The sequence below is a fragment of the Bacillus sp. MBGLi79 genome (genome assembly GCF_002953915.1).
Genome location: NZ_CP026521.1, coordinates 3,042,316 through 3,058,057, shown reverse-complemented (window position 1 = coordinate 3,058,057; position 15,742 = coordinate 3,042,316). Strand labels below are relative to the sequence as shown.

Genomic DNA, 15,742 nt, shown 5'->3' with positions numbered 1-15,742 from the left:
TCAAAAGGAGGTTAAGCTATGACTGCCGTAAATGATAAAATATCCACAATCGTCAATGGTAAGCGTGTGATTACGAAAAAGCCGGAGCTTCTCGCACCTGCGGGTAATCTTGAAAAGCTGAAAATCGCTGTTCATTACGGAGCGGACGCGGTCTTTATCGGAGGACAGGAATACGGGCTGCGCTCGAATGCCGATAACTTTACGATCGAAGAAATTGCAGAAGGCGTTGAATTCGCAAAGAAATATGGCGCGAAGATCTATGTAACAACGAATATTTTCGCTCATAATGAAAACATGGACGGGCTTGAAGACTATCTAAAAGCGCTTGGAGATGCCAACGTTGCCGGCATCATTGTGGCGGATCCGCTTATTATCGAAACATGCCGCAGAGTGGCGCCGAATGTTGAGGTTCACTTGAGCACACAGCAGTCTCTTTCAAACTGGAAGGCTGTCCAGTTCTGGAAGGAAGAAGGTCTTGACCGCGTCGTGCTGGCACGTGAAACAAGCGCTCTTGAAATCAGAGAAATGAAAGAAAAGGTAGATATCGAAATCGAATCCTTCATTCACGGCGCAATGTGTATTGCATATTCCGGCCGCTGTGTGCTGAGCAATCACATGACAGCGCGGGATTCCAACCGTGGAGGCTGCTGCCAGTCATGCCGCTGGGATTATGATCTCTACCAAACAGACGGTGCTAACGCCGTTGCTTTGTATGGTGAAGAAGATGCACCATTTGCGATGAGCCCGAAAGATTTGAAACTGATTGAATCCATTCCGAAAATGATTGAAATGGGAATAGACAGCTTAAAGATTGAAGGCCGCATGAAATCTATTCACTATGTAGCAACTGTTGTCAGCGTATACCGCAAAGTAATCGATGCTTATTGCGCTGATCCAGAAAACTTTGTGATTCAAAAAGAATGGCTTGAAGAGCTCGATAAGTGCGCCAACCGGGACACTGCGACAGCTTTCTTTGAAGGAACGCCAGGCTATGAAGAGCAAATGTTCGGCGAGCACGCCAAAAAAACGACATATGATTTTGTCGGCTTAGTGCTGAATTATGATGAAGACACACAAATGGTCACGCTTCAGCAGCGCAATTTCTTCAAAAAAGGCGACGAAGTGGAATTTTTCGGTCCGGAAATCGAAAACTTTACACATACGATTGAAACCATTTGGGACGAAGACGGAAATGAGCTAGATGCTGCCCGCCATCCCCTGCAAATTGTCAAATTCAAACTAGACAAAAAGATTTATCCGAGCAACATGATGAGAAAGGGGAAGTAACAGCCCATGGGTAAGAATCCAGTAGTCATTGGAATCGCAGGAGGTTCCGGTTCAGGAAAAACGAGTGTCACACGGTCCATTTATGAACAATTTAAAGGACACTCGATTTTAATGATCCAGCAGGACCTTTATTATAAAGACCAAAGCCATCTTCCGTTTGAAGAAAGGCTGAACACAAACTATGATCATCCGCTTGCGTTTGATAATGACTATTTAATCGAGCATATTCAGGATCTATTGAATTATCGCCCGATTGAAAAGCCGATCTATGATTATAAGCTGCACACACGTTCAGAAGAAACGGTTCACGTAGAGCCAAAGGATGTTATTATCCTTGAAGGCATTCTTGTGCTTGAAGACAAAAGGCTTCGTGATCTGATGGATATCAAGCTTTACGTTGATACGGACGCTGACTTGCGTATCATCAGACGGATTATGAGAGATATTAATGAGCGCGGACGCTCTATTGATTCTGTCATTGAACAATATGTGTCAGTGGTCCGCCCGATGCATAACCAATTCGTCGAGCCGACAAAACGATACGCTGATATTATTATCCCGGAAGGCGGACAGAATCACGTCGCAATTGATCTGATGGTCACAAAAATTCAAACCATTCTTGAACAAAACGCGATTTTGTAATACCATAGCATAGACATAAATAACTCTGACCATATTATGTATAGGCAGGAAGGGAATGTGCGAATTCCCTTCTTTCCCTGTTTATAAACGCGAAATATTTGCAGAACGACAAGATTCAGTTTAAGATAAACAGTACCTATATGGGAGAGAAGAACGAGGACTGCCCTGTGTTCTCATTCTTGTATTTTTTAGTTTATGCTCTCATACATAATCGAAGATGTTGAGGGACAACCAGAAGGAGTGAAGGGACATGGCACAAGAGAAAGTTTTTCCTATGACTGCAGAAGGAAAACAGAAACTTGAACAAGAATTAGAATATTTGAAAACGGTTAAACGAAAAGAAGTAGTAGAGCGCATCAAAATTGCGAGAAGCTTCGGAGACCTTTCCGAGAACTCTGAATACGATTCAGCGAAAGAAGAGCAGGCATTTGTAGAAGGCCGCGTGACGACTCTTGAAAATATGATTCGCAATGCGAAAATCATTGAAGATGACGGCGGCTCTAACGTAGTCGGCTTGGGTAAAACCGTCACTTTCGTCGAACTGCCTGACGGTGATGAAGAATCATATACGATCGTCGGAAGCGCTGAAGCTGATCCGTTTGAAGGGAAAATCTCAAACGATTCACCGATCGCAAAAAGCCTTTTAGGCAAAAAAGTAGACGAAGAAGTCACAGTTCAAACACCGGGCGGAGAAATGCTCGTGAAAATTGTGAAAATTTCATAATATCTGTTTAGCAGCGAAACACCTCGTCCACAATGTGGGTGAGGTGTTTTTTTATGAAGATATCGAAACGAATGAAGCTGGCAGTCATCGCTTTTTTGATTGTATTTTTTCTGCTTCTGCTGAGGCTTGCAGAAATCCAGCTGTTCTTCACAGAATCATTTTCTAAAAAGAAAATCAATTTGATTCAAGAAAGTGTGAAACAGCGGACGGAGGAAGTGCTTATTTCAGATGGAAGAGGCTCTTTTTTAGATCGGAACGGGCGGGCGCTCACAGGCCAAAGCGAGCCTGCGGTTGTTTTGTTCCCTTTTCTGCTGACACAGGATTGGCCGATCAAAAAAGTTGCGGACATCCTCGGCATGTCTGAAGACGATTTGCGCCAGACACTAGGTAAGGCAAAAAAACCGGTCATTTTGCAGCAAAAGAAAATCAAAACACTTTCAAAACAATCTATCACAAAAATCAATTCTTTGAAATATCCCGGCATTTACGGCGTATATATGGAGAATGAAGACAAGCCAAGCCTTGCTTCACATACGATAGGGAGCACGAATCAAGATCCGGCACTGCTCCGAAAGAAATATCCTGACAAGGAGAACCTACCGATTACGACAGAAATTGGAACAACCGGTTTAGAACGGACATTTGATGAATTTTTGCTTCCGGAACAAGACACAAAGCTTTTATATCATGTGGACGGAAAGGGAAACCCTTTGTTTGGCATGGACGTCAAATATACAGCTGAAGCCAATACATTTTATCCGCTCCAGGTCAAAACAACGATCGATCAAAGCATTCAAAAAGCGATGGAGGAGGTATTGGATGAACAGGGGCTGAAAAAAGGAGGAGCTGTGCTGCTGGACATCGAAAATAGCAGCGTTTTGGGTATTGTAAGCAAACCTAATGCGGATGTGTCCCGGCAAAACACACTTCAAAATTATATGCTGATGCCAATCTATCCCGGATCAGTTTTTAAAACAGTTATTGCAGCGGCAGCAATCGAAAATAATACGGTGAAGCCGAGCCAAACCTTTAATTGCAATTTAAACCTGTACGGGGAACCGGGGGACGACAAAGGAACCTTGTCTTTTGATGAAAGTTTTGCCCAAAGCTGCAATTACACATTTACGAGTCTTGCAGAACAATTAATGAAAAAAGACAGCTCGGTTATTGAAGATATGTCTGAGAAGCTCGCTCTCACTGATCGGGCAGGCTGGGAGGGAAAACTGTACCACGAATCCGATTTCCGCCAGTTCTATAACGAAAAAAGCGGCGTGATATGGGGGGATGAAAAAGACAAATTAGTCAAAAAAGCCATTGCGCAAACAGCGATTGGACAGAAAAATGTAAAGGTAACGCCGCTCGAGGTAGCCAATATGATGGCGACAATCGCCCGCGGCGGAGAAAAACGGCAGGTGAAAATTGCCGAACAAATTGAGTATAAGAATGGCACAACGCTCGTTACGTTTAAAGATCAGAAGCTTAAAGGAGAAACGATAGACAAATATACGTCACAGCAGCTTCAAAAAATGCTGCGGCGGGTGGTAGAATCTCCTTCCGGAACGGGCAGAAGGTTTCAAGACCTTCCGTATACTGTAGCAGGGAAGTCGGGCACAGCCCAGACAGGCAAGCTTTCAAAAGAGAAAGAAACGCTTTATGAAAAATGGTTTGCCGGATACTTTCCCGCGGATAAGCCGAAATACGCTCTTGTTGTTTTACACATGGATACACCGGGAGATAAGGCTCTGACAAATTCAGTGTTTTATGATATTGTTAAAAAAGTACACGAAATTGAAATCAATCAGAAATAGAACAACTTCTCAGCACATGTTAAAATATATGCTGAGCCAAGAGGGATAAAGGAGTGCAGAATTATTGAGCAATAATCAATCTCGTTATGAAAACCGTGATAAGCGCAGAAAAGCCAATTTAGTGCTTAACATTTTAATCGCAATCGTATCCATACTAATTGTCGTAGTAGCAGCGAATCTCTTCATTAACAGTCCTTCTAGCAAAGATGTCAGCAAGGATTCTGAAACGACACAAAAACAAGAATCTCCGGCTTCAGGAAAGACGGAAAAGAAATCGGATGAGGATATAAAAGACAGCAAGAAAGATATTTCTGACAGCGAAAAGGATTCTGAGAAGTCTTCAGATTCTGATTCAGATTCCAAAAAAGATGATTCTTCTTCTAAAAAAGATGACTCTGACTCAGATTCAGCAGGTGACGGGCTTAAAGATGCAAAAGTTACAGAAGGCGGCTCATCAAGCGATGTGGAAAAAACGTATGAAAATTCTGACTGGAAAGCAGTCGGAACTGAGCAGACAGGCGAGCATGCCGCTACTTATGATTCAAGCTCACAAGACTGGGCTGAGATGCTAAAAGCCATTTCATATGCAACCGGTGTCTCAACAGATAACATGACGGTGCTCTGGCTTGGAAATAACGGCAGCCCTCAGGATGCCAAAGGCAAGATTTTAGACAAGGCGACTGGGAATAAATATCAAGTCACGATTACATGGGTTGATAAAAAAGGCTGGAAGCCGACAAAAGTAGAAAAGCTAAAATAAACAAAAGCAGCCGGGTTACAACCGGCTGCTTTTGTTTTAGGCTTCTGCTGCGAAATGAACCACCGCGCTATACAATATTCTTCCTTCTGCCACAGCAGTTTGGTGTGAAACAGATTTCACCCGGAGCATGATGGCTTTATTGTTTTCAATTTGTGTATTGATTTTCTTTTCAAGCTCCTGCAATGAAGCCGCTTCAAAAAATTCCACTTTGTCTTTAATCAGATCTAATTGAAAATTCATGTCTTGACCCTCCAGCTTTCACAAGTCATATGAAGTATAAGCTTTTTTGCAGTCGTTGCGCAATATGAGATGGCATAAAATACACAAAGTGTTTTAGTACCTGCTTTTCAGAAGATGTGGTATGATAGGAACTGTTCCATCGTTAATTCATAGTATACTTATAGGAATTATTAAATATGGAGTGTGACAAATATGGGACGTGAATTTATCCCTCTCTTTGAAGATTGGGCAGCAACTTATGATCAAACAGTACAAGGTTTTGATATTCAGTATAAAGAAGCGTTCAGAGGCTACGATCATATCCTTGATGCCATCGTCAGCAAATCTGGAATGCACGTGTTAGAATTTGGCCCGGGGACCGGGAATTTGACAGCAAAGCTGCTTGATGCGGGCAAAACTGTATTTGGAATCGAACCTTCTCCAGCAATGCGTAAACTGGCTTCTGACAAGCTTTCAGGCAGAACGGAAATCGTAGACGGAGACTTCTTGACATTCCCTAAGCCGCCATTTCAGGCTGATACCATTGTCAGTTCATACGCTTTTCATCATTTAACCGACGAAGAAAAGCGGGCCGCCATAAAGCAATATGGCAAATACCTTCATTTGCATGATAAAATAGTGTTTGCCGATACCGTCTTTGAAGATGCGCAAGCGTATCAACAGGCTATCGATAAAGCCCGTTCTCAAGGCTTCTATCAGCTTGCAAATGATTTAGAGACAGAACATTATCCTACATTGGATGCGTTGAAAGAGATGTTTACAGCTGAAAGTTTTGCAGTCCGATTCTCTCAGCAAAACGACTTCGTGTGGATAATGGAGGCGATCAAACGGTAAAATGAAGGGAATGTGAATAGATGAAACTAGCAGTCATCGGAGCAATGGAAGAGGAAGTTACCATCCTAAGAAACAAACTTGAAAATGCAAAAACAGAAACAATCGCACACTGTGAATTTACAACTGGCAAATATGAAGGAACTGAAGTAATTCTTCTAAAATCAGGAATTGGAAAAGTGAATGCTGCTATCAGCACGACGCTTTTGCTTGACCGTTACAAGCCTGATTATGTGATTAACACAGGCTCAGCGGGCGGATTTCATCATACATTGAATGTAGGAGATGTCGTCATTTCCACTGACGTTCGCCACCATGATGTAGACGTAACGGCTTTTGACTATGAATACGGGCAAGTGCCAGGTCTTCCGGCTGCTTATTCGGCGGATGAAAAGCTGATCAGCATCACGGAAGAAGCGGTTTCCGAACTCGACGGCATTCAGGTTGCAAAAGGAACGATTGCAACAGGCGATTCTTTTATGAACGATCCGAAGCGGGTTGAAGAGGTGCGTGCGAGATTTTCTGATCTATACGCGGTTGAAATGGAGGCTGCGGCAGTGGCTCAGGTGTGCCATCAATTTAAAACGCCGTTTGTCGTCATCAGAGCGTTATCAGATATCGCAGGAAAAGAATCACATGTTTCATTTGACCAATTTTTAGAGCAGGCGGCTGTCAATTCAACAGAGCTTGTGTTAAAGGTGATCAAACGAATTCATTAAAACGGAGGCATGTTCTCCTCCGTTTTTCTAAAAACAACCTCTAATAAGGAGGAGGACATACATGACAGTGATTACGGACATTACCGAGCTGATTGGGAATACACCGCTTCTCCGCTTAAAGAACTTTGATGTTCCAGAAGGAGTCGCGGTGTATGCCAAGCTTGAAATGATGAATCCCGGCGGAAGCATCAAAGACAGACTGGGAGATATGCTGATTCGTGACGCGCTCGATTCAGGCAAGGTGAAGCCCGGCGGAGTGATTATAGAAGCGACGGCAGGCAATACAGGGATCGGCCTTGCGCTAAGTGCCAGAAAATATGGGTTGAAAGCGATTTTCTGTGTCCCGGAACATTTCAGCACAGAGAAACAGCAAATTATGCAGGCGCTTGGAGCATCAATCATTTATACCCCGCGTGAGGACGGAATGCAGGGCGCCATTCAAAAAGCCATGCAGCTGGAGACTGAGATTGAAAATTCTTATTGTGTTTTGCAATTTAAAAACCGAGTAAATCCATCGACTTACTATAAGACGCTTGGACCTGAAATATGGGAAGCGCTTGACGGGAATATTCATACGTTTGTCGCCGGGGCAGGATCAGGGGGCACGTTTGCAGGAACAGCTTCCTACTTGAAAGAAAAAAATCCAGCAGTCAAAACGGTGATTGTTGAACCGGAGGGTTCGATTTTAAACGGAGGAGAGCCTCATGCTCATAAAACTGAGGGCATCGGCATGGAGTTCATCCCCGATTATATGAATAAGAATCACTTTGACGAGATCTACACCGTAACAGATGAGAATGCGTTTAGACTTGTGAAAGAAGCGGCAGAAAAAGAAGGCCTGCTGATCGGAAGCTCTTCAGGTGCAGCGCTTTATGCAGCATTGGAGGAAGCGAAAAAAGCATCCGCGGGAACTAACATTGTTACTGTACTTCCTGACAGCAGCGATCGATATATCAGCAAACAAATATACGAAGGAGGCATCTGATATGAAGAAAAAAACAATGATGATACATGGCGGAATCACAGGTGATGAGAAAACAGGCGCAGTTTCCGTGCCCATTTATCAAGTAAGCACGTACAAGCAGCCGAAAGCAGGGCAGCATACAGGCTACGAGTATTCAAGAACGGCCAATCCGACTCGAACCGCTCTCGAAGCACTTGTGACAGAACTGGAAGGCGGGGAAGCAGGTTATGCCTTCAGCTCAGGAATGGCTGCCATTACAGCAGTTATGATGCTGTTTAACAGCGGAGATCATGTCGTGTTGACTGATGATGTGTACGGCGGAACATACCGCGTGATGACAAAGGTGCTTAACCGTCTTGGCATTGAATCAACATTTGTCGATACGAGCAGCAGAGAAGAAGTTGAAAAAGCAATTCGTCCTAACACAAGAGCCATTTATATTGAGACACCGACAAACCCGTTGCTCAAAATCACCGACTTGACGCTCATGGCGGATATCGCAAAAAAATCAGGAGTTCTGCTTATCGTAGACAATACCTTTAACACGCCTTATTTTCAGCAGCCGCTTACTTTAGGCGCTGATATCGTGCTTCATAGTGCGACAAAATATCTTGGCGGACACAGTGATGTCGTCGGAGGTTTAGTTGTAACAGCCTCGAAAGAGCTTGGAGAAGAGCTGCATTTTGTGCAAAACTCCACAGGCGGTGTGCTCGGCCCTCAAGATTCCTGGCTTTTGATGAGAGGAATCAAAACGTTGGGTCTCAGAATGGAAGCGATTGATCAAAATGCGCGGAAAATCGCAAGCTTTCTTGAGAATCACCCTGCTGTCCAAACGTTATATTATCCCGGTTCTTCAAATCATCCCGGACATGAGCTTGCAAAAACGCAAGGATCTGGCTTCGGCGGCATGATCTCCTTTGATATCGGCAGTGAAGAACGGGTAGATGCGTTTTTAGGAAATCTGAAACTGTTTACCATTGCTGAAAGCTTGGGGGCGGTTGAAAGCTTAATTTCTGTTCCGGCTAGAATGACACATGCCTCTATTCCGAGAGAACGCCGGCTTGAGCTCGGCATTACGGACGGGTTGATCAGAATTTCTGTGGGAATTGAAGATGCGGAAGATTTGGTGGAAGATATCGGCCGAGCGCTTGAAAATATATAACAAATGGATAGAATTACTTTCTCTGTAAGCCGCCGGATTATATTATAATAGTCGTATACTATGAATCTGGCAGGTGATTCTTTTGAATAAAAATAGAATAAAATCTTTAAAAGAAGACTACAAGCATTTTGCTTTTACATTGCTTGCAGTCAGTACTTTTTTATATATAGGCGCAGTTCTCCCTGATCAAGGCTTAACATTAGGCCAGAAATCGACTATGTTTTTAGCGGATTGCGTATTTTTAGCCGGTGCCTTCTTTTGCGCTGACCGTTCACTTATTTACAAGAAGCGTTTGGAAGAAGCCGACGAATAAAAAACAGCCATCATCGCGATGGCTGTTTTTTTGTTATTTTTCTCGAAGTTCTTTTCCCATGCCTTTTAAAAACTGAAGGCCGAAGCCGACGGCTCTGTTGATGTCAGGATCGTTCATTGCTTTTAACAGGTCGAGAATCCCGACTTTCTTGTCTTCTTTTAAAAAGCTTTGTGCCTGTTCAGTCCCAGCCATTACGCTTTCTAAAAGCTTTGCTGTAAACTCAGGGTCGGCTTTTGTCAATGCGCCTCCGGCGGCCATCATCGTGTTGATGAGGTTGGTGACAGGCTCACGGGAAACCTGGCCAAGCGCAATCTTGGCAATGTCTTCCTTCGCTCTGAGCATGCTTGTTGCCGCGTCAAAAATTCCAAGATCATTGAGTTCATTCATAATCGTCATCGTTTTAGAGACGGCGTCCTCGTTTTCCGCCAGCAGCTCTTTCAGTTCTTCTATTTTTTCAAGCTTCATTTGCTCGGCTGTTTTTGTTTCTTTTTTGATCGTCGTAATGGGAGTGGCCATTCGTTTTCCTCCTATCGGTTAATCAGTCAGTCAGATGGACATAGCCCGGGCGGTTCCATTTTCTTTCTGCTTCGACTCCGTTTTGCGGGTGCCGTTTTTTGTTGCGCGGATTTGTTTTCGGAAGCGGCGCTGTTTCACAGCCGCCAAGCACTTCCATGCGGACCTTTGTCTGTTTATAAGCAGGCGTGTTCGTCCGTTTATCAGCTGCAGGTCCCGTCAAGAAGTTAATCGCTGACTCCTTATCAGTTGAGTTCATTGGCAGATAGAGTTCATTTTTCCGTACCCGATCTGTGATCAGCGCGTTCAATTTGACTGCTCCGAACGGAGAAACGAGGCGTACAAGCGAACCGTCACAAACACCTCGCTCTTGTGCAAGCTCAGGTGAGATTTCAACGAATACATTCGGCACTTTAGCTTGGATGCCTTTCGATTTATTTGTCATGTTTCCTTCGTGGAAATGCTCCAGCATACGGCCATTATTGATATGAAGATCATATTCCTCTGGAAATGCCGCTGGCTCAGTCCAATCAGAAAGGGCAAAGCGGGCTTTTTTGTCAGGGAAATTAAATCCGTCTTCATACAGAAGCGGTGTGCTTTCACCTGTGAAGCTGCCCCATAGGAAGCTGTTCCAGCCTTCTAGCACCTCATAGCTTGCTTTGGCAAACAGAGGAGAAAGGCTTGCCATTTCAGAGAAAATGTCACTTGGATGGCTGTAATTCCAATTCGCTCCTAAACGGTTTGCCACCTCTTGAATAATCCACCAGTCCGGCTTTGCGTCACCAAGCGTCGGAAGCGCCTGATACAATCGCTGCACACGGCGTTCTGTGTTGGTGAATGTTCCGTCTTTTTCAAGTGAAGGAGTGGCCGGCAAGACGACATCCGCATATTGAGCTGTTCTTGACAGGAAGATGTCCTGTACCACGAAGAAATCAAGGCTAGATAAAATATCATGCACATGGTTCGCGTTTGAATCGACCAATGCCATATCCTCACCGACAAGATACATGGCCTTCATTTTGCCTTCTTCAATGGCATGAAGCATTTGAATATTATCTAAACCAGGCTTTCCATCAATCTCAACACCATATGCCTCTTCAAATTTAGCGCGGGCTTTGTCATCTGTAATATGCTGATATCCCGGCAGCCAGCCAGGCAATGTTCCCATATCACAAGCGCCTTGCACGTTATTGTGTCCGCGCAGAGGATAAGCGCCTGCACCCGGACGGCGATAGTTGCCCGTAGCGAGAAGCAGGTTTGATATGGCTGCTGATGTATCAGAACCGCCTGTATTTTGTGTGACACCCATTCCCCAAAGGACACAAGTGCCGTCAGCATCACGGATCATTTCAGCGATTTGAATGATGTTTTCTTTTGAGAGGCCTGTGATGCGTTCTGCATAATCAAGCGTATACGTTTTAAGGGTTTCTTTATAATCTTCAAAGTAATTGACGTTCTCATCAATAAACGCCTGATCGTGCCAGCCTTGGTCGATCATATATTTCGTAACAGCCATCAGCCAAACTTGGTCTGTGCCTTGTTTAGGGCTGATGAACAGATCAGATCGCTCAGCCATCTCATTTTTACGCAGGTCGGCAACAATCAGTTTTTGACCGTGGAGCTTGTGTGCCCGTTTGACGCGTGTTGCGAGCACTGGATGTCCTTCTGCCGGATTGGCGCCGACGATGATGACGAGACCGGCTTTGGCGATATCTTTAATCGTGCCGGCGTCACCGCCCATGCCGACAGTGCGGAACAATCCGTCTGTAGCAGGAGACTGGCAGTAGCGTGAACAGTTATCGACGTTGTTTGTTTCAAATACCTGACGCGCTAGCTTTTGGATGACGTAGTTTTCTTCATTCGTAATTTTAGAAGAAGAGATAAACCCGACAGAGCCTTTACCGTACTGCTCTTTAATTGATCCTAGTCTGCTTGCGACAAGATCGAGGGCCTCTTCCCAAGAAGATTCCACAAAAGCTCCGTTTTTACGGATTAATGGCTTTGTGATCCGCTCTTCAGAATTGACGAAATCCCAGCCGAATTTCCCTTTGACACATGTGGAAATCGCGTTAACCGGAGCATCAGAAACAGGCTGGATCTTTAGAATATCCCGGCCTTTTGTCCATACTTCAAAAGAACATCCGACACCGCAGAACGTACATACAGTTTTTGTTTTTTTCGTTCTCGTTTCTCGCATTGCCGCTTCAACTTCCGAAATGGCAAAAATGCTGCCATATCCCGGTTCAACGTTTTTCACGAGGTCAATCATCGGCTCCATAACGTCCTCTTTAATGCCTGTCATAAAGCCAGCCTGCCCGAGCATTGATTTTTCCATCAGTGCATTACATGGACATACTGTGACACACTGACCGCAGCTGACACAAGAAGATTCATTGATTGGAACTCCCTCATCCCAAATAACGCGAGGGCGTTCGCGTTCCCAATCGATTGAGAGTGTTTCATTTACCTGAAGGTTTTGACAGACTTCAACACACTGGCCGCAGGCAATACATTGGTTTGGATCATAGCGGTAGAAAGGATGAGACATATCAACCGCGCAAGAAGGATCTTCTTTTGGCGTATATGGGTATTTTTGATGCTCAATCCCCATCATTTCCGCTGTATTGTGCAGCGTACAGTTCCCATTGTTGTTATCGCAAACCGTACAATACAGCAAATGGTTTTCAAGAAGGCGGTCCATCGCCTCGGTTTGCGCTTCTTTCACTCGATTTCCCGAAAGATCAATTGACATTCCGTTTTCTGCGACCGTCGCGCATGAACGAACCAGCTTGCCATTTGCTTCTACAATGCAAGTATCACAAGTTTGAATCGGATCAACCTCTGGTACGTGGCAAATCTGCGGGTATTCAATTCCGTTTTCATTTAAAATATCTAAAATTGTGGCCCCTGCTCGTGCTTGAATTTCTGTTCCGTCTACACGGATACTGATCGACTTACCGTCCATCATATTCATATTCCCCTCCATCTTTCTTTCACGAAGTCAAAAAAAGCCATGTATAGATACACCTGTCCTTAATTCTAAGAAGGTGTAAACACACATGGCGGAATAGTTCACTAGCAAGTCTTACTAACAGACCAATCCTTGATTTTTATAAAACGATAGACTCATAACAAGATCCTATTACAAATCCATCAACACTGCTTTTATTATAAAGTGATATTTATTATAATACAATATGGCAGGAAAATTTTAACCAAGTGAAATGTCCTAAGGGGAACCGGGAAAAGCCTTTATAAGGCAATATCGGAAGGGGTAATCAGCATGTCTAAAAAAATTCACGAATTCAATGATATCATTCGAAAGCTTCGCAAAGAATTGTTCGGAAAAGGGCCTGAGCGAATTCATACTGTATTTGTAGAAAACATGGCAGTTTCAACGCTATACGGAAATCTGAGTGCAAGCGAGCAGTTTATCGCCCGTACGCCTGAAGGAAGAGAGATGGTACATGCGGCCCGGACAAGCCTGATTCAAGACCTTTATTCCAAACAAACGCCGGAAGGAATGGAGGAACTTATGGGAGCTAAGCTAGTCCATTTGTTTTCTGATATTAAAATTGAGGAAAACATCGCTGTATCTGTATTTGTTTTTGACCGAAAAATAGATGATCAAAAAGAAGCTGTGCAAAGCTAGCATATTTGCCATTGACACAAATTTGTCACATTTGATATGATATTGCTACAGTTATAGAAGGCTAAAGCAATGGAATGTATGCACGAACTGTATATATTCTCTTTCAATATCTTACATACTGCTTGATATTGTTGTATGGGTATGCATACAAGTTAGGCAGCATTCAAACGCCTGGTTTGACACAGGTTATTTGAGTGCTGCCTTTTTTATTGCCTTTCTTGCATAACTGTTAGAAAAGAAGAAGTATGGAGGCGTTTTATTATGGCTTTTCGAAAACCGGATGAAATAGCGGAAGCAGCAATAGAAGCAGGGATGAAAAAAATAAAGCTCCCGCTGCCGTCACTGCTTGTGCTGGGGTTTTTAGGCGGTGCATTTATCGCACTTGGGTATTTGCTTGATATCAGGGTGATCGGTGATCTTCCGAAAGAATGGGGAAGCCTGTCCAGCTTGATCGGTGCAGCAGTATTTCCAGTTGGTCTAATCCTTGTTGTTCTCGCTGGCGCTGAACTGATCACAGGAAATATGATGTCAGTTGCGATGGCGTTATTTTCGAGAAAAATATCAGTAAAAGAGTTGGCGATTAACTGGGGAATCGTCACAGTTATGAACTTAATCGGCGCATTGTTTGTTGCGTACTTTTTTGGGCATTTGGTTGGATTGACTGAAACAGGTCCTTATTTAGAAAAAACGGTTGCCGTTGCCCAAGGAAAACTCGATATGAGCTTTGGAAAGGTTCTCATTTCCGGCATCGGCTGTAACTGGCTTGTATGTCTTGCAGTGTGGCTTTCTTTCGGCGCCCAAGACGCAGCAGGTAAAATCCTTGGCATCTGGTTCCCAATTATGGCTTTTGTGGCTATCGGATTTCAGCACGTTGTCGCCAACATGTTTGTGATCCCTGCTGCCATTTTTGCAGGCTCGTTCACGTGGGGGCAGTTTATCGGAAACATCATTCCTGCTTTTATCGGCAATGTCATCGGCGGAGCTGTATTTGTCGGACTCATTTATTTTATTGCATATCATAAGAAAGACCGCTCCAGAAAAGAAATGAAGCAGGTATCATGAGCAACGGGCAAAACCATTCGATGATTTGCACAATTTCAGTCCATTTTTAGAAAAAGATGTTTACAAAATGGAATTTGGTGGATATACTTACAAAGTAAGAAAAAAGAGCAAAGGAGGCTGAACCAAAATGACAATGAGACAACGACGTCAACCTGTACGTGATACACAAGGAAAAGTTCATGGTTTATTCAGCCTGTGGAAGAGTTCGTGTCCTTCCTTAACCGATGCTTATCGCACGCATTAAATTCGGAATAGTCGGACATACGCAACTCCCCGCAGGCAGTAGAGGCATTGGTGTCTTCTTTTGTCTGCGGTTTTTATTTGCCCGCGGCAGAAGGATTGATGCTGCGGGCTATTTCGCTTGGTGCGGACTTTGAAAGGGGGTGAGCATATGACGATTAACCTATTCTTTTTAACGTTAACGATAAAAAAACGGTTTAAGAGCCTGGAAGAATTCGAACGAGAACAGCAGATTGAGCAGATTTATGATGAAATGAAGGAGTCTCAGTTAAAGCATCTTTATTTAACAAACTGGCGCTAAAAGCAATAAAAAAACTGAAGGGGGAATGGCATATGCTTAGAATGGAATTATTGATGCATTATACAATGGAGAAGGACCAAGTTTAGCGAAACAGCTGTCAAGAAAATGCGCGCCTGCATATAGTAAATCAACGTTATTGTGAGGCAGGTGATGGCATCATGAACGATGATCAAAAAAGGCTGCCGTCGATTGGCCATGGTTATGCGTCCATGCCGCATTCCTTCAAACATGGCTATGGAAATCCGTTCCGACAGCAGAGGCTGATGGCAATGCAGCAGCAAAGGCTGTATGTATTCCCTTATCATTGGCATTAGAAAGAGGGCAGAAAACATTTTGTTTTCTGCTTTTTTTGCGGGAAAAATGAAAAAGTTTAGTTCTATCGAAACGTTTTTAGACACATTGCCGTCTAGTTGGTACCTTCCTTCCCTTTTAGAAAAGAAGATGATGTTTATTTTCCGTTTTTCTTAATCCAGGAAACAAGTTCGCTGTTGCCTGAGTTGTTTTCTGAGAGAAGAAAGTATTTC

At 43.8% G+C, this 15,742-nt stretch carries 17 protein-coding genes; 14 read left to right on the top strand and 3 right to left on the bottom strand.

Features of this window, described 5'->3' with window-relative positions:
- The first annotated feature begins 18 nt into the window (after positions 1-18).
- From C1T29_RS15595 to C1T29_RS15575, 5 genes are all read left to right on the top strand, one after another.
- Positions 19-1,287 (top strand): peptidase U32 family protein, encoded by a 1,269-nt coding sequence (locus C1T29_RS15595; RefSeq protein WP_003229802.1) that lies wholly within the window; start codon positions 19-21, stop codon positions 1,285-1,287.
- Positions 1,288-1,293: 6 nt separating this feature from the next.
- Entirely contained in the window at positions 1,294-1,929 is a 636-nt protein-coding gene (udk, locus tag C1T29_RS15590) for a uridine kinase (protein WP_003225916.1), read from the top strand.
- A gap of 250 nt (positions 1,930-2,179) precedes the next feature.
- The gene (gene greA, locus C1T29_RS15585; RefSeq protein ID WP_004399078.1) at positions 2,180-2,653 is read left to right on the top strand and encodes a transcription elongation factor GreA; all 474 of its coding nucleotides are present in this window, start codon (positions 2,180-2,182) and stop codon (positions 2,651-2,653) included.
- 53 nt (positions 2,654-2,706) lie between these two features.
- Positions 2,707-4,461: a peptidoglycan D,D-transpeptidase FtsI family protein gene (locus C1T29_RS15580; protein WP_095432341.1), complete on the top strand. Its 1,755-nt coding sequence runs from the start codon at positions 2,707-2,709 to the stop codon at positions 4,459-4,461.
- A 64-nt stretch (positions 4,462-4,525) separates the two neighbouring features.
- On the top strand, positions 4,526-5,221 hold the full coding sequence (locus tag C1T29_RS15575; RefSeq protein WP_095432340.1) for a YrrS family protein: 696 nt from the start codon (positions 4,526-4,528) through the stop codon (positions 5,219-5,221).
- Positions 5,222-5,257: 36 nt separating this feature from the next.
- Here C1T29_RS15575 and C1T29_RS15570 read toward each other — a convergent pair whose 3' ends face one another.
- A complete protein-coding gene (locus C1T29_RS15570) occupies positions 5,258-5,461 on the bottom strand; it encodes a YrzA family protein (protein ID WP_014477495.1) in 204 nt (67 codons plus the stop codon).
- Positions 5,462-5,653: 192 nt separating this feature from the next.
- Here C1T29_RS15570 and C1T29_RS15565 point away from each other — a divergent pair, with 192 nt between their 5' ends.
- The 5 genes from C1T29_RS15565 (at position 5,654) to C1T29_RS15545 (ending at position 9,450) form a co-directional block, all read left to right on the top strand.
- The gene (locus tag C1T29_RS15565) at positions 5,654-6,295 is read left to right on the top strand and encodes a class I SAM-dependent DNA methyltransferase (protein WP_095432339.1); all 642 of its coding nucleotides are present in this window, start codon (positions 5,654-5,656) and stop codon (positions 6,293-6,295) included.
- A 20-nt stretch (positions 6,296-6,315) separates the two neighbouring features.
- On the top strand, positions 6,316-7,011 hold the full coding sequence (gene mtnN, locus C1T29_RS15560) for a 5'-methylthioadenosine/S-adenosylhomocysteine nucleosidase (RefSeq protein WP_095432338.1): 696 nt from the start codon (positions 6,316-6,318) through the stop codon (positions 7,009-7,011).
- Between the two features lie 61 nt (positions 7,012-7,072).
- The gene (locus tag C1T29_RS15555) at positions 7,073-7,996 is read left to right on the top strand and encodes an O-acetylserine dependent cystathionine beta-synthase (protein ID WP_103749958.1); all 924 of its coding nucleotides are present in this window, start codon (positions 7,073-7,075) and stop codon (positions 7,994-7,996) included.
- Position 7,997: 1 nt separating this feature from the next.
- The gene (locus C1T29_RS15550; protein WP_095432870.1) at positions 7,998-9,137 is read left to right on the top strand and encodes a bifunctional cystathionine gamma-lyase/homocysteine desulfhydrase; all 1,140 of its coding nucleotides are present in this window, start codon (positions 7,998-8,000) and stop codon (positions 9,135-9,137) included.
- 82 nt (positions 9,138-9,219) lie between these two features.
- Entirely contained in the window at positions 9,220-9,450 is a 231-nt protein-coding gene (locus tag C1T29_RS15545; protein ID WP_095432871.1) for a YrhC family protein, read from the top strand.
- A gap of 33 nt (positions 9,451-9,483) precedes the next feature.
- Here the strand turns inward: C1T29_RS15545 and C1T29_RS15540 are convergent, their stop codons facing one another.
- Positions 9,484-9,966, bottom strand: a complete 483-nt coding sequence (locus C1T29_RS15540) for a helical membrane plugin domain-containing protein (RefSeq protein WP_069149961.1) — start codon at positions 9,964-9,966, stop codon at positions 9,484-9,486.
- Between the two features lie 22 nt (positions 9,967-9,988).
- Positions 9,989-12,931, bottom strand: coding sequence for a formate dehydrogenase subunit alpha (gene fdhF / locus C1T29_RS15535; protein WP_103749985.1), 2,943 nt, complete (start codon positions 12,929-12,931; stop codon positions 9,989-9,991).
- Between the two features lie 315 nt (positions 12,932-13,246).
- Between fdhF and C1T29_RS15530 the strand changes: the two genes are divergently transcribed.
- From C1T29_RS15530 to C1T29_RS15515, 4 genes are all read left to right on the top strand, one after another.
- Complete coding sequence (locus C1T29_RS15530) at positions 13,247-13,615, top strand: Na-translocating system protein MpsC family protein (protein WP_014664781.1); 369 nt, start codon at positions 13,247-13,249, stop codon at positions 13,613-13,615.
- A 261-nt stretch (positions 13,616-13,876) separates the two neighbouring features.
- The gene (locus tag C1T29_RS15525) at positions 13,877-14,677 is read left to right on the top strand and encodes a formate/nitrite transporter family protein (RefSeq protein ID WP_069839591.1); all 801 of its coding nucleotides are present in this window, start codon (positions 13,877-13,879) and stop codon (positions 14,675-14,677) included.
- 391 nt (positions 14,678-15,068) lie between these two features.
- Positions 15,069-15,218, top strand: coding sequence for a YrzI family small protein (locus C1T29_RS15520; protein ID WP_004399102.1), 150 nt, complete (start codon positions 15,069-15,071; stop codon positions 15,216-15,218).
- A gap of 155 nt (positions 15,219-15,373) precedes the next feature.
- Positions 15,374-15,532, top strand: a complete 159-nt coding sequence (locus tag C1T29_RS15515; RefSeq protein ID WP_134975278.1) for a hypothetical protein — start codon at positions 15,374-15,376, stop codon at positions 15,530-15,532.
- Positions 15,533-15,742 lie beyond the last annotated feature (210 nt).